The organism is Micrococcus sp. KRD096, assembly GCF_017168495.1.
Taxonomy (GTDB): domain Bacteria; phylum Actinomycetota; class Actinomycetes; order Actinomycetales; family Micrococcaceae; genus Micrococcus; species Micrococcus luteus.
This window is the reverse complement of sequence record NZ_JABFAY010000018.1, coordinates 65,908-79,129: the sequence shown is the minus strand read 5'-3', so window position 1 is coordinate 79,129 and position 13,222 is coordinate 65,908. Positions and strand designations below refer to the sequence as shown.

12 protein-coding genes are annotated in these 13,222 nt (G+C 72.9%); 6 read left to right on the top strand and 6 right to left on the bottom strand.

Translation table 11 applies throughout. The annotated features are described in order from the left end of the window. A partial coding sequence (gene tal / locus J1M41_RS09245) for a transaldolase (protein WP_206451622.1) occupies positions 1 to 1,110 on the bottom strand: 1,110 nt, incomplete at its 3' end. Between the two features lie 60 nt (positions 1,111 to 1,170). Continuing rightward, positions 1,171 to 3,345: a transketolase gene (tkt, locus tag J1M41_RS09240; RefSeq protein WP_206451621.1), complete on the bottom strand. Its 2,175-nt coding sequence runs from the start codon at positions 3,343 to 3,345 to the stop codon at positions 1,171 to 1,173. Positions 3,346 to 3,607: 262 nt separating this feature from the next. On the opposite strand from tkt, the gene J1M41_RS09235 reads away from it, so the two are divergent. After that, on the top strand, positions 3,608 to 4,591 hold the full coding sequence (locus tag J1M41_RS09235) for a heme o synthase (RefSeq protein ID WP_135040054.1): 984 nt from the start codon (positions 3,608 to 3,610) through the stop codon (positions 4,589 to 4,591). A gap of 106 nt (positions 4,592 to 4,697) precedes the next feature. Here J1M41_RS09235 and J1M41_RS09230 read toward each other — a convergent pair whose 3' ends face one another. The 3 genes from J1M41_RS09230 to J1M41_RS09220 are packed head-to-tail and all read right to left on the bottom strand — an operon-like array spanning position 4,698 to position 7,495. Beyond that, positions 4,698 to 5,714 carry a COX15/CtaA family protein gene (locus tag J1M41_RS09230; protein WP_206451620.1) on the bottom strand — a complete coding sequence of 339 codons (1,017 nt, stop codon included), beginning with the start codon at positions 5,712 to 5,714 and terminating at the stop codon, positions 4,698 to 4,700. 42 nt (positions 5,715 to 5,756) lie between these two features. Continuing rightward, on the bottom strand, positions 5,757 to 6,533 hold the full coding sequence (locus tag J1M41_RS09225) for an ABC transporter permease (RefSeq protein WP_036315265.1): 777 nt from the start codon (positions 6,531 to 6,533) through the stop codon (positions 5,757 to 5,759). Beyond that, the gene (locus tag J1M41_RS09220; protein WP_227717892.1) at positions 6,530 to 7,495 is read right to left on the bottom strand and encodes an ABC transporter ATP-binding protein; all 966 of its coding nucleotides are present in this window, start codon (positions 7,493 to 7,495) and stop codon (positions 6,530 to 6,532) included. Before J1M41_RS09220 ends, J1M41_RS09225 begins: the two co-directional genes overlap by 4 nt. Before the next feature lie 139 nt (positions 7,496 to 7,634). Between J1M41_RS09220 and J1M41_RS09215 the strand changes: the two genes are divergently transcribed. From J1M41_RS09215 to J1M41_RS09195, 5 genes are all read left to right on the top strand, one after another. Further along, complete coding sequence (locus tag J1M41_RS09215; RefSeq protein ID WP_230297443.1) at positions 7,635 to 8,330, top strand: metalloregulator ArsR/SmtB family transcription factor; 696 nt, start codon at positions 7,635 to 7,637, stop codon at positions 8,328 to 8,330. A 76-nt stretch (positions 8,331 to 8,406) separates the two neighbouring features. Further along, complete coding sequence (sufB, locus tag J1M41_RS09210; RefSeq protein WP_036315257.1) at positions 8,407 to 9,879, top strand: Fe-S cluster assembly protein SufB; 1,473 nt, start codon at positions 8,407 to 8,409, stop codon at positions 9,877 to 9,879. Position 9,880: 1 nt separating this feature from the next. Next, positions 9,881 to 11,119, top strand: coding sequence for a Fe-S cluster assembly protein SufD (gene sufD / locus J1M41_RS09205; protein WP_206451619.1), 1,239 nt, complete (start codon positions 9,881 to 9,883; stop codon positions 11,117 to 11,119). Positions 11,120 to 11,165: 46 nt separating this feature from the next. Next, positions 11,166 to 11,930 carry a Fe-S cluster assembly ATPase SufC gene (gene sufC, locus J1M41_RS09200; RefSeq protein WP_036315253.1) on the top strand — a complete coding sequence of 255 codons (765 nt, stop codon included), beginning with the start codon at positions 11,166 to 11,168 and terminating at the stop codon, positions 11,928 to 11,930. Between the two features lies 1 nt (position 11,931). Further along, positions 11,932 to 12,258 (top strand): metal-sulfur cluster assembly factor, encoded by a 327-nt coding sequence (locus J1M41_RS09195; RefSeq protein ID WP_002855327.1) that lies wholly within the window; start codon positions 11,932 to 11,934, stop codon positions 12,256 to 12,258. 108 nt (positions 12,259 to 12,366) lie between these two features. Here J1M41_RS09195 and J1M41_RS09190 read toward each other — a convergent pair. After that, a partial coding sequence (locus tag J1M41_RS09190; RefSeq protein WP_206451618.1) for a neutral zinc metallopeptidase occupies positions 12,367 to 13,222 on the bottom strand: 856 nt, incomplete at its 5' end.

Genomic DNA, 13,222 nt, shown 5'->3' with positions numbered 1-13,222 from the left:
GGCGTCGAGCCCGGAGAGGACCGAGCCGAGCAGCTCGTCCCACGCGGCCTCGAACTTCTCCAGGCCCTCAGTCTCCAGCACGTCCACGACGTCCTGGTAGGACACGCCCGCCGCGCCGACCTCGTCGAGCAGGGCATCGGCATCGGCGTAGGCGCCCGTGACGGTGTCCGCCGCGATCACCCCGTGGTCGGCGACCGCCTCGAGGGTCTTCTCCGGCAGGGTGGTCACGGTGTGCGGTGCCACGAGCTCGGTGACGTACAGCGTGTCCGGCAGGGCGGGGTCCTTGACGCCCGTGGAGGCCCACAGGGGCCGCTGCACGGGGGCGCCGGCCGCCTCGAGCAGGCGCCAGCGCTCCGAGTCCAGGGCCTGCTCGAAGGCGCGGTAGGCCAGGCGCGCGTTGGCGACGGCGGCCCGGCCGGTCAGCGCCTCGGCCTCGGGGGTGCCGATCGCGCGCAGCCGCGCGTCGACCTCGGTGTCCACACGGGAGACGAAGAAGGAGGCCACCGAGTGGAGGCGGCGGACGTCGTGCCCGTTCGCCCGGGCCTTCTCCAGGCCGGTGAGCCACGCGTTGAGCACCTGGCGGTAGCGGGGCAGCGAGAAGATCAGGGTCACGTTCACGCTGATGCCCTCGCCGAGCACGTCCGCGATGGCGGACAGGCCCTCCACGGTCGCGGGGATCTTCACCATGAGGTTGGGCCGGTCGACGGCCGCCGCCAGCTCGCGGGCCTGGGCCACGGTGCCGGCGGCGTCGCGGGCCAGGCGCGGATCGACCTCGAGGGAGACGAACCCGTCCGCCCCGCCGGTGCGCTCGTGGACGGGTGCGAGCACGTCGGCGGCGCGGCGCACGTCCTCGGTCGTCAGGGCGACGACGGCCTCGTCCACCGAGGCGCCGGCCGCGGCGAGGTCGCGCAGCTGGCCCTGGTAGGCGCCCGCGTCCGCGAGGGCGACGGCGAAGATGGACGGGTTCGTGGTGACGCCGGTGACCGAGTGGGTGGCGATCAGCTTCTCGAGCGTGCCCTCGTCCAGCCGCGTGCGGGAGAGGTCGTCGAGCCAGATCGACACACCGGCCTGGGCCAGCGCGGCGGTGTTCGGGTTCTGCGGGGTGCTCATGGTCTGCGGGTGCCTTCCCTTCGGGGGTGGACGTGCTCGGGGCGCCGTGGGCGCCGGGCCTCAGAGGAGGCCGCGGGTCACCTCGGCGACGTGCTCACCGGTGAATCCGTACTTCTCCATCAGGCGGGCGCCGTCGGCCGACTCGCCGTAGTGCTCGAGGCTCACGCGGGCGCCCGGGGACGAGGCCGTCACCGTGTGCTCGAACCACGGCATCGCGACGCCGGCCTCGACGGAGACGCGGACCGGGGCGTCGGGGCCGTCCGGCAGGACCTCGGCCCGGTAGGCCTCGTCCTGCTCGGCGAACCACTCGAGGCACGGGGCGGAGACGACGCGGGTCGGGACGCCGTCGGCCTGCAGCAGCTCGCGGGCCCGCACGGCCACGGAGACCTCGGAGCCGGTCGCGACCAGCAGCGCGCGGGCCGGCGTCGGCGCGCCGTCGGCATCCGTGGCGTCGACGAGGACGTAGGCGCCGCGGGCCACGCCCGAGGCGGGGGCGAAGCCGTCCGTGTCCCGGGGGAGCACGGGCAGGTTCTGCCGGGACAGGATGAGGCCGGCCGGGCGGTCCCGGTGCTCGAGCACCGTCCGCCACGCCCACGCGGTCTCGTTCGCGTCGGCCGGGCGGACGACGTCGAGCCCGGGGATGGCCCGCAGCGCGGCCAGGTGCTCCACCGGCTGGTGCGTGGGGCCGTCCTCGCCGAGGCCGATGGAGTCGTGCGTCCACACGTACGTGCTCGGGGTGCCCATGAGGGCGGCCAGGCGGACGGCGGGGCGCATGTAGTCGGAGAACGTCAGGAACGTGCCCATGTAGGCACGGGTCAGGCCGCCGATCGTGATGCCGTTGACGATCGCCCCGGCTGCGAACTCGCGGACGCCGAAGTGCAGGGTGCGGCCGTGCTCGTCGCCCTGCCAGGTCGCCGTGGAGCGGCGGGCCGGGATGAAGGAGGGCTCGCCCTTCATGGTCGTGTTGTTCGACCCGGCGAGGTCGGCCGAGCCGCCCCAGAGCTCGGGCATGACCGGCGCGAGGGCCGTGAGCACCTCACCGGAGGCCGCGCGCGTGGCCAGGCCCTTCTCGTCCGCGTCCCAGGACGGGAACGCGTCCGCGAAGCCGGCGGGCAGCTCTCGTCCGGCCAGTCGATCGTACAGGCGCGCGTTCTCCGGGTGGGCCTCGCGCCAGGCCTGGAACGCCGCCTCCCATCCGCGGCGGTACTCGGCCGAGCGCTCGGCGATGGACCGGGCGCCGGCCAGGAGCTCGGGGTCCACGTCGAAGGTCGTGGTCGGGTCCAGCCCGAGGCCCTCCTTGAGGCCGGCGACCTCGTCCGTGCCGAGCTTGGAGCCGTGGATGCCGCCGGTGTTCTGCTTCGTGGGGGAGGGCCAGCCGATCACGGTGCGCAGCTTGATCAGCGAGGGCCGGCCGGTCTCGGCCTTGGCCGCCACGAGGGCGTCGTACAGGGCCTCCACGTCCTCCGTGTACTCGGTCACGGCGTGGCCCTGGGCGCCGTTGGTCCAGTCGACCTCCTGCACGTGCCAGCCGTAGGCCTCGTAGCGGCGCACCACGTCCTCGGTGAACGCGACGTCCGTGTCGTCCTCGATCGAGATGCGGTTCGCGTCGTAGACGACCACCAGGTTCCCGAGCTCCTGGTGCCCGGCCAGCGAGGAGGCCTCGGCGGCGACGCCCTCCTGGATGTCCCCGTCGGAGGCGAGCACGAACACGTGGTGGTCGAACGGGGAGGTGCCGGGGGCGGCGTCGGGGTCCATCAGCCCGCGCACGCGGCGCTGCTCGTACGCGAAGCCGACGCCCATCGCCAGGCCCTGGCCCAGCGGACCCGTGGTCACCTCGACGCCGTGGGTGTGGCCGTACTCCGGGTGGCCCGGGGTCCTGGATCCCTCGGTGCGCAGCGCCTGGATGTCCTCGATCTCGAGCCCGGCGCCCGCGGCGAACAGCTGCAGGTACTGGATGAGCGAGGCGTGACCCGCGGAGAGGATGAAGCGATCCCGGCCCTCCCAGCGGTCGTCCGTGGGGTCCAGGTGCATGACGTTCTGGTACAGCTGCCACGCCACGGGGGCCAGCGAGATCGCGGTGCCGGGGTGGCCGTGCCCGGCCTTCTCCACGGCGTCCGCCGAGAGCGCCTTGAGCGTGTCCACCATCCGGCGGTCCTGCTCCGAGTAGACGAACCCGCGGGCCGGGGCCACCCGGTCCAGGGTCGGGGGGGTGGACGGCTGCGCGGCGTCGGTCACGGGTTCTCTCCTGGCGGATCGGGAGCGTCGGGGTGCGGCCCCGGCCGACGCCGGGGCGTCGCGGCGCGGGGCCGTCGTCCCAGCCTAGCCGCGCGACGGCGGGGCGGGCCCGACCGGGCGCCCCATGACATGGTTCGCCCCCGGGCGAACAGCCGTTGACACGAGTAGACTGCGTCAAGGCCTGCCCGCAGGCGGACCGCCCGAGTGGCCGATCCGAACCCCGGGACGGGCACGCCCACCGTCCCCTCACCGTGAGAAGCAGATGTCATCCTCCCTGGAGTCGCCGTCCGCCGCCCGCGTCGCCGCCGCCGAGCCCGGCGCCGTCGACCGGTCCCCGCTGCCCCTGCGCCGCAAGGTCCGGGCGTACGTCGAGCTGACGAAGCCCCGGGTGATCGAGCTGCTGCTGGTGACCACGCTGCCGACCATGATCTTCGCGCAGCGCGGCTTCCCGGACGTGCTCACCATGATCGCCACGCTCGTCGGCGGTGCGCTCGCCGCCGGCGCCTCCGGCACCTTCAACTGCTACATCGACCGCGACATCGACCGGGTCATGAAGCGCACCGAGAACCGGCCGCTCGTCACCGGCGAGGTCACCCCCCGCGAGGCCCTCGTGTTCGCGTGGGTGCAGACGGTCGTGTCCATCCTGATCCTCGGGTTCGGCGCCAACTGGCTGGCGGCCGGCCTGGGCGTGGCCGCCATCTTCTTCTACGTGGTCGTGTACTCGCTCGTGCTCAAGCGCCGCACGGAGCAGAACATCGTGTGGGGCGGCATCGCCGGCTGCTTCCCCGTGCTGATCGGCTGGGCGGCCGTGCGCGGGACCGTCGAGTGGCCGGCCATCGTGCTGTTCCTCGTGGTCTTCCTGTGGACGCCCCCGCACTACTGGCCGCTGTCCATGAAGTACAAGCGCGACTACCAGCAGGCCGACGTGCCGATGCTCGGCGCCATCGCCTCCGCGCGCCACGTCTCCAACCAGGTCGTGCTCTACGCGTGGGCCACCGTGGCGTGCTCCCTCCTGCTCGTGCCGATGGGCTGGGCCGGCATCGTCTACACCGCGGTCGCGCTCGTCGTCGGAGGCTGGTTCATCTGGGAGTCCCACGTGCTGCAGGTGCAGGCCCAGCGCGAGGACTTCGAGGACCGCAAGGCCATGAAGGTCTTCCACCTCTCCATCACCTATCTGACGCTGCTGTTCATCGCCCTGGCCGTGGACCCGTTCGTGGGCGCGCCGCTGATGCACTTCGGCGCCTGAGCGCCGATCCGCCCCGGGCGCTCTCCCCGGGACGCAGACGACGACGGCCCCGCACCAGCCGGTGCGGGGCCGTTCGCGTGCGCGGGGCGTTCGCGTGCGCGGGGCGTCAGCCCGCGAGGACGGTGCGCGCGGGCGCGGCGGCCTCGACCGCGGCGCCCGGGCCGGCCGTGACGTAGCGGGCGACCTGGCGGTCCCAGGTCTCCGTCGCGGCGGCCACGAGCAGGGCAGAGCCGAGCATGTGCAGCAGGACCACGCCGATCGGCAGGCCCGTGAAGTGCTGGGTGTAGCCCACGACGGCCTGGAACACGAGGGCGAGCAGGAGCCGCAGCACGGCGGCGCGCTGCAGGCGGGAGGCACCGGCCGCGCGGCGCACCGTGAAGAACAGGACGAGGGCGGCCGCCAGGAGCAGGTACACCGGGACCACGTGGGCACGCGTGACCAGCAGCGGGTCGAACTCGTGGCGCGGCGAGCCGGGGTCGCCGGAGTGCGGGCCCGTGCCGGTCACCACGGTGCCCAGGTACACGGCGGCCCACGTCAGCGCGAACGCCGCCCAGGCGGCGGCACGGGACCGGCCGGTGGTGGCGCCGTCCACGAGGGGCACCCCCGCCCGGCCGGCACGGCGCTCGGCGGCGATGCGCACCACGAGCAGGGTCGCCACGGCCACCATGATCGAGGACACGATGAAGTGGCCGGCCACCCACCACGGGTTCAGATTCGTCAGGACCACGACGCCGCCCACGAGGGCCTGCGCGGGAATGCCGGCCAGCAGGCCCACGGAGAGCCAGAAGGGGCTCCGGTGGGTGCCGCGCAGGTTCCACAGGGACAGGAACATGGCGGCGGCGATGACCACCAGGACGAACGTCAGCGTCCGGTTGCCGAATTCGATGTAGCCGTGGATGCCCATCTCCGGGGTGTTGGTGAGGGACTCGGGCGAGCACTTGGGCCACGTGGGGCAGCCCAGGCCGGAGCCGGTGAGGCGCACGGCGCCGCCGGTGACGATGATGCCGATCTCGGACGCCAGTGACGCCACGGCGAGGGCCATGGTGGCCTTCGAGAGGCGCTGCGGCAGACGGGCGGCGAGTCCGGCCGGGGCGGTCCGGGCCGCGGGGGTGGTGGTGGACACGGTGTCCTTCCGATCGTTCGATGCAGGGGGACGGGGAACGGCTCAGGGCCGCCAGCGGAACCAGCGGAGCGCGGCCGCGACGGCCACGGCGCCCCACAGGGTGAGCACGAGCAGGGGGACGGGCGACCAGGCCCCGTCCAGGAGGGCGGCCCGCAGGGCCGTGCCCAGCGCGCCGGAGGGGAGCAGGTCCACGCCGGGGACCCGGGCGGGGAACACCGTGCCGCCGACGGCGCCGAACAGCACCCACAGCAGGTTGGCGACGGCGAGGGTCGCCTCCGGCCGGGCCGTGCCGGCGAGCAGCAGCCCGAGGGCCGTGAAGGCGGCGGCCCCCAGTGCGAGGGCGACGAGGGCCGGCAGGATCCCCTCGGGGTCCGGACGCCAGCCGAGCGCCAGGCCGACGCCGCCGATCACGCTCACCTGCACCAGCAGGAGGGCCACCACCGCCAGGGCCTTGCCGGCGACGAGGCCGAGCGTACCCAGCGGGGTGGTGGCCAGGGCGGCGAGCACGTCGTAGCGACGCTCGAAGCCCGTGGCGATCGCGGTGGCCGTGAACGCGGAGCTGATCACGGCCAGGGCGAGCACGCCGGGCACGGCCACGTCCAGGCCCGAGCGGCCCGGGGCGTCCAACAGGCCGGTGACGTGCACGCCCACGAGCGCGAGCAGGGGCAGCACCACGGTGACGAGCAGCTGCTCGCCGTTGCGCAGCGCGGTGCCGGTCTCGTAGCCGGCCTGACGCAGGACGCGGGCGGCCAGCGGGGCGGCGCCCGCGTGGGCTCCGGTGCCGGCCGGGGCGCGGTGGTCGACGACGGGCGTGCTCATGCGGCGGTCTCCCGGAGGATCTGCTCGAGGCGCAGTCCAGCGCGCTCGAATCGGGTGGGCATCAGGGCGTGCTCCCGCCAGCTCGCGGCGAGGACGGCCAGGTCGTCCGGGCCGCGGACGCCGGCCACGCGCAGGCGGGCGGACTCGTCGAGGCCGGCCGCGCGCAGCGGCGCGGGCAGGGTGTCGGCCCAGGCACGGACGGCGTCGGGGGAGGCGTCGCCGAAGTCCACGTCGACGACGTCGCCCTCGGCCACGCGCGTGAGCTCGGCCAGCGAGCCGGAGCGCACCACGCGGCCGGCGCGCAGGATGGCGACGTCGTCCGCGAGCCGCTCGGCGTCGTCGAGCAGGTGCGTGGTCAGCAGCACGGCGGCGCCGCGGTCGGTCTGCTCCCGCACGACGTCGTGCACGACGGGCCGGGTCTCCGGGTCGAGGCCCGCGGTGGGCTCGTCGAGGAACAGCATGTCCGGCCGGCCGACGAGGGCGGCCGCGAGCGCGACGCGCTGGCGCTGGCCGCCGGAGAGGCGGCGCAGGGGGCGGCCGGCGACGTCGGCGATCCGCAGGCGCTCCAGCAGCGGCTCGACGGGCAGCGGGTCGCGGTACAGGGACGCCACGTGGGCGACGAAGCGGCGGGCGGGGATCGCAGGCGGCAGGCCCCCCTCCTGCCACATCACGCCGATGCGGGCGCGCAGGTCGGCGGAGGCCCGCCACGGGTCTGCGCCGAACACGCGCACGGAGCCGGCGTCGGGCCGGTCCATGCCGTGGCAGAGGCCCAGGGTGGTGGACTTGCCGGCCCCGTTGGGGCCGAGCAGCACCGTGACGGCGCCCGCACGGGCGGTGAGGTCGACGCCCCGCAGGACGGGGGTGCGGGACCGGCCGCGGCCGAGGCTCCGGTGGACGTCGCTCAGGCGCAGGACGGGCTCGTCGCGCGGCACGGGATCCGGGGTCAGGGGAGGTCGGGGCACTGTGCCAGTCTAGTCCTCGGGCGCTGCGACCCCGGCTCGTGGGGCCGGGGGCGCCCGGTCTGACGCGCGTTCCGCCGCGGGCGTCATCAAGCCAGGCGAGCCTCACTTGAACCGTTCCAGATCAATAGGTCATGATGGCGTGGTGTATTCGGATCAGTCTGCGTCGCCCCCCGCTCCGGCCCCGGCCGAGGGCACGCGCGAGCGTGTGCTGCAGCTGGTCCTGACGCGTGGTCCCGTCAGCGCGGCCGAGATCGGTCGCGAGCTGGAGCTGACCGCCGCCGCCGTGCGCCGCCACCTGGACGCGCTCGAGGAGGACTCGCTCGTCGAGGTCAAGCGGGTCACCGCGGCCCGCGGCGCGGGACGGCCCTCCCGCCGCTACGTGGTCACCTCGCACGCGCAGGAGCACCTGCCCAAGGACCACCTCGCCGTCGCCCTGGACACCCTGGCCCGCCTCGAGGAGCTCGGCGGGGAGGAGGAGGTGCGCCGCACCGCGCGCCACGCCTTCCGGGAGATCGAGGAGCGCTTCACGGCCGCCGTCGACGGCCGGGAGACCGCGCTGCAGGACCGCACCCGGATCCTCGCGCGGGTCCTCGACGAGGCCGGCTACGCCGGCACGCTGCGCCACTTCGGCGCGGGCCTGGCGCCCACCCTCCGCGCGGACCAGGTCTGCCAGGGGCACTGCCCGTTCCAGGGAATTCCCGCCCGCCATCCGGAGTTCTGTGAAGAGGAGACCGCGCTGTTCGCCCGCCTGCTCGAGGTGGACGTGCGCCGGCTCTCGACCCTCGCCGCCGGCGCCCACGTGTGCACCACACACGTGCCGCTGGGCCGCGACTGAGCCGCGCGGGCCACGCCCCGGCTCCCGCCGACCACCCGACCGACCCCGACCGCAGTGACTAGTGAGAGAGGCTGAGATGACCGACCAGATCGTCCAGCGGGACTCCGCGGAGACCGCCGACCCCGGCGTGATCCAGGAGATCCTCGACAAGAACCCCGAGCTCAACGCCATCGGCGCCTACCAGTACGGCTGGGCCGACTCCGACGCGGCCGGCGAGAAGGCCGTCCGCGGTCTGAACGAGGACGTCGTGCGCGACATCTCCGGCAAGAAGGACGAGCCGGAGTGGATGCGCGACCTGCGCCTCAAGGCCCTCAAGTACTTCGAGCGCAAGCCGATGCCGGCGTGGGGCCCGGACCTGTCCGGCATCGACTTCGACAACATCAAGTACTTCGTGCGCTCCACCGAGGGCCAGGCCAAGACCTGGGAGGACCTGCCCGAGGACATCCGCAACACCTACGAGCGCCTGGGCATCCCCGAGGCCGAGCGCGAGCGTCTGGTGGCCGGCGTCGCCGCCCAGTACGAGTCCGAGGTCGTCTACCACCAGATCCGCGAGGACCTGGAGGAGCAGGGCGTCGTGTTCCTCGACACCGACACCGCGCTCAAGGAGCACCCGGAGATCTTCGAGGAGTACTTCGGCACCGTGATCCCGGTCGGCGACAACAAGTTCGCCTCCCTGAACACGGCCGTGTGGTCCGGCGGCTCCTTCGTGTACGTGCCCAAGGGCGTGCACGTGGAGATCCCGCTGCAGGCCTACTTCCGCATCAACACGGAGAACATGGGCCAGTTCGAGCGGACGCTGATCATCGCGGACGAGGACTCGTACGTGCACTACATCGAGGGCTGCACCGCCCCGATCTACCAGTCCGACTCGCTGCACTCGGCCGTCGTGGAGATCGTGGTGAAGAAGAACGCCCGCGTGCGCTACACCACCATCCAGAACTGGTCCACGAACGTGTACAACCTCGTGACCAAGCGCGCCGTGGTCGAGGCCGGCGGCACCATGGAGTGGATCGACGGCAACATCGGCTCCAAGGTGACCATGAAGTACCCGGCCGTGTACCTGACCGGCGAGCACGCCACCGGCGAGACCCTCTCCGTCGCGTTCGCGGGCAAGGACCAGCACCAGGACACCGGCTCCAAGATGGTGCACATGGCCCCGCACACGAACTCCTCGATCGTGTCCAAGTCCGTGGCCCGCAGCGGCGGCCGCGCCGCCTACCGCGGCCTGGTGCAGATCGCCGAGGGCGCGAACGGCTCCGCCAACTCGGTGGTGTGCGACGCCCTGCTCGTGGACACGGTCTCCCGCTCCGACACGTACCCGTACATCGACATCCGCGAGGACGACGTGACCCTCGGCCACGAGGCGACCGTCTCGAAGGTGTCCGAGGAGCAGCTCTTCTACCTCATGAGCCGTGGCATGTCCGAGGACGAGGCCATGGCCATGATCGTGCGCGGCTTCATCGAGCCGATCGCCCGCGAGCTGCCCATGGAGTACGCGCTCGAGCTCAACAAGCTGATCGAACTGCAGATGGAAGGATCGGTGGGCTGACATGACCGACACCGTGGAGAACACCCAGCGGACCATGATCCCGGGCATGGGCGAGGAGGGCGAGAAGCTCGCCGTCGCCCAGGCCCCGGCCGCCCGGACCGGCGGTCAGGAGCGCAACGCCGCGGGCTCGCGCGCCGACCGCCTCAGCTCCTTCGAGCTGTCCGACTTCCCCGTGCTCACGGGGCGCGAGGAGGACTGGCGCTTCACCCCGCTCAAGCGCCTGGGCGGGCTGCACCTGCCCGAGGGCGACGACGCGCGCCTGACCGGTGCCGCGCCCGCCGTGGCCGTGGCCGAGCAGGCCGGCGTCACGGTGGAGACCGTGGCCCGCGACGACGCCCGCGTCGGCTCCGTCCTGACCCCGGACGACCGCGTGTCCGCCGCGGCCTGGAACTCGGTCTCCGAGGCCACCGTCGTGACGATCTCCGGCGAGGTCGCCGAGCCGGTGCGCATCGACGTCGTCGGCTCCTCCGCCGACCCGGCCGCGATGCACCTGACCGTGCTCGTGGAGGAGAACGCGCAGGCCGACGTGGTGATCGCCCACCGCGGCACCGCCGTGCTGGCCCAGAACGTCGAGTTCGACGTGCGCCGCGACGCCCGCCTGAACGTGGTCGTGCTGCAGGCCTGGGAGGGCGATGCCGTGCACGTCTCGGCCCAGCAGGCCTCGGTCGCCACGAACGCGCGCTTCAAGCACGTGGCCGTGTCCTACGGCGGCGGCGTGGTGCGGCTGACCCCGACCGCTCGGTTCGCCGCCGAGCGCGGTGAGGCCGAGATGTACGGCCTGTACTTCGCCGACGCCGGTCAGCACCTCGAGAACCGCCTGTTCGTGGACCACAACCAGCCGGACTGCGTCTCGAACGTGCTCTACAAGGGCGCCCTGCAGGGCGCGGACGCGCGCACCGTGTGGGTGGGCGACGTGCTGATCCGCAAGGAGGCCGAGGGCACGGACACGTACGAGAAGAACCAGAACCTGCTGCTCTCCGACGGGGCGCGCGCGGACTCGGTGCCGAACCTGGAGATCGAGACCGGCGTGATCGAGGGTGCGGGCCACGCGTCCGCGACCGGCCGCTTCGACGAGACCCAGCTGTTCTACCTGATGGCCCGCGGCATCCCCGAGACCGAGGCCCGCCGCCTGATCGTGCGCGGCTTCCTCAACGAGATCATCCAGAAGATCGGTGTCGGCGACGTCGAGGACGAGCTGACCGCCGTCATGGAGGACGAGCTCCGCATCGCGCAGCTCTGACCGACGCCCCGCAGACCCCACCGCCTTCCACCCGAGGAGAACCACCATGGCAACCCTGCAGATCACCGACCTGCACGTGCAGATCGCGACCGAGAACGGCCCCAAGGAGATCCTGAAGGGCCTCTCCCTGACCATCGAGACGGGCGAGACCCACGCGATCATGGGCCCGAACGGCTCCGGCAAGTCCACCCTGGCCTCGACCATCGCCGGCCACCCGCGCTACGAGGTCACCTCCGGCTCCATCACCCTCGACGGTGAGGACGTGCTGGAGATGAGCGTCGACGAGCGCGCGCAGGCCGGCCTCTTCCTGGCCATGCAGTACCCCGTGGAGATCCCGGGCGTCACCATGACCAACTTCCTGCGCACCGCCAAGACCGCGCTCGACGGCCAGGCCCCCTCGCTGCGCACCTGGACCAAGGACGTCAAGGGCGCCTTCGAGGCCCTGCAGATCGACCCGGCGTTCATGAACCGCAACGTCAACGAGGGCTTCTCCGGCGGCGAGAAGAAGCGCGCCGAGATCCTCCAGCTCGAGCTGTTCAAGCCCACGTTCGCGATCCTCGACGAGACCGACTCCGGCCTCGACGTCGACGCGCTGCGCATCGTCTCCGAGGGCGTCAACCGCGCCCAGGCGCAGAACGAGATGGGCACCCTGCTGATCACCCACTACACGCGGATCCTCAACTACATCAAGCCGGACCACGTGCACGTGCTGGTGGACGGCCGCGTCGCCGAGTCCGGCGGCCCGGAGCTCGCCGAGCAGCTCGAGGCCGAGGGCTACGCCCGCTTCGAGAAGGCCGCGGCGGGGGCCTGAGATGACGGAGACCACGAACCAGGCGCCCACGGAGGACATCCGTGAGGCCCTCAAGGACGTGATCGACCCGGAGCTGGGCGTCAACGTCGTGGACCTGGGCCTGCTCTACGGGCTGCACTACGCCGACGACGGCGCGCTGCTCGTGGACATGACCCTGACCACCGCGGCCTGCCCGCTCACGGACGAGATCGAGGACCAGGTCTCCCGCGCGATCGGCACCATGGTGGACGAGTGGCGGCTGAACTGGGTCTGGATGCCCCCGTGGGGCCCCGAGCGGATCACCGAGGACGGCCGCGACCAGATGCGCGCCCTCGGCTTCAACATCTGATCCGGCCCGGACCACGACGGCGGCCCGTCACCTTCTGCGCGAAGGTGACGGGCCGCCGTCGTGGTGGGGGAGTGCGGACGGGCCGGCAGGCGCCCCGGCGCTCCCGGCTCAGATGTCCAGGGAGGAGGCCCGGAACGTGTCGCACTGGCGGATGTCGGGCTCCTGCTGGGAGCTCTGGTAGCCGCGCATGAACCAGGCCATGCGCTGCTCCGAGGTGCCGTGCGTGAACGCCTCGGGGTCCACCCGGCCGGTGTGGGTGGACTGGATGCGGTCATCGCCCACGGCGGAGGCCGCGTCGATGGCCTGGCGCAGCTGGCCCTGCGAGATCGGCTTCAGGAACGGCGCACCGGACTCGGGGTCCACGGTGGACGCGGCGTGCCCGGCCCACATGCCGGCGAAGCAGTCGGCCTGCAGCTCCGCGCGCACGGCGCCGGAGGTGGGGCCGGTGGTCCCGTCCTTCGAGTGCTGCAGGTAGCCGGTGACCTGCTGGACATGGTGGCCGTACTCGTGCGCCACGATGTACTCCTCCGCCAGCGGCCCGCCCTCGGCGCCGAAGTCGGTCTGCAGCGTCTCGAAGAACGCGGTGTCGAAGTACATGGACTCGTCCGCCGGGCAGTAGAACGGGCCCGTGGCCGAGGAGGCGCTGCCGCAACCGGTGCTCACGCCGCCCTGGAACAGCGTGAGCTGCGGCTGGCGCCACTGGATGTCCGAGAACTGCGCGAGGTACTCGCCCCAGAACTCGTCCGCGGCCTCGGTGGTCGCGACGACGCGGCAGTCCGTGTTCTGGTTGGCGTCCGCACCGCTGGCGCACTCCTCGTCCGAGAGGGGCTGGCTCTGGCCGCCCGAGCCCGTCTGCTGCTGGTACTGACTCTGGCCGACGGACCCGCCGCCCGTGTCGATCCCGAGCTGCTCGGCCAGCCCGGGGGCGAAGATCGCGAGCAGCAACGCGAGCAGGCCGCCGCCA

Coding starts and splice junctions, on each gene's coding strand:
- J1M41_RS09235 (WP_135040054.1), top strand. CDS start 3,608: ATGTCATCCTCCCTGGAGTCGCCGTCCGCCGCCCGCGTCGCCGCCGCC.
- J1M41_RS09225 (WP_036315265.1), bottom strand. CDS start 6,533: ATGAGCACGCCCGTCGTCGACCACCGCGCCCCGGCCGGCACCGGAGCC.
- sufB (WP_036315257.1), top strand. CDS start 8,407: ATGACCGACCAGATCGTCCAGCGGGACTCCGCGGAGACCGCCGACCCC.
- sufD (WP_206451619.1), top strand. CDS start 9,881: ATGACCGACACCGTGGAGAACACCCAGCGGACCATGATCCCGGGCATG.
- sufC (WP_036315253.1), top strand. CDS start 11,166: ATGGCAACCCTGCAGATCACCGACCTGCACGTGCAGATCGCGACCGAG.
- J1M41_RS09195 (WP_002855327.1), top strand. CDS start 11,932: ATGACGGAGACCACGAACCAGGCGCCCACGGAGGACATCCGTGAGGCC.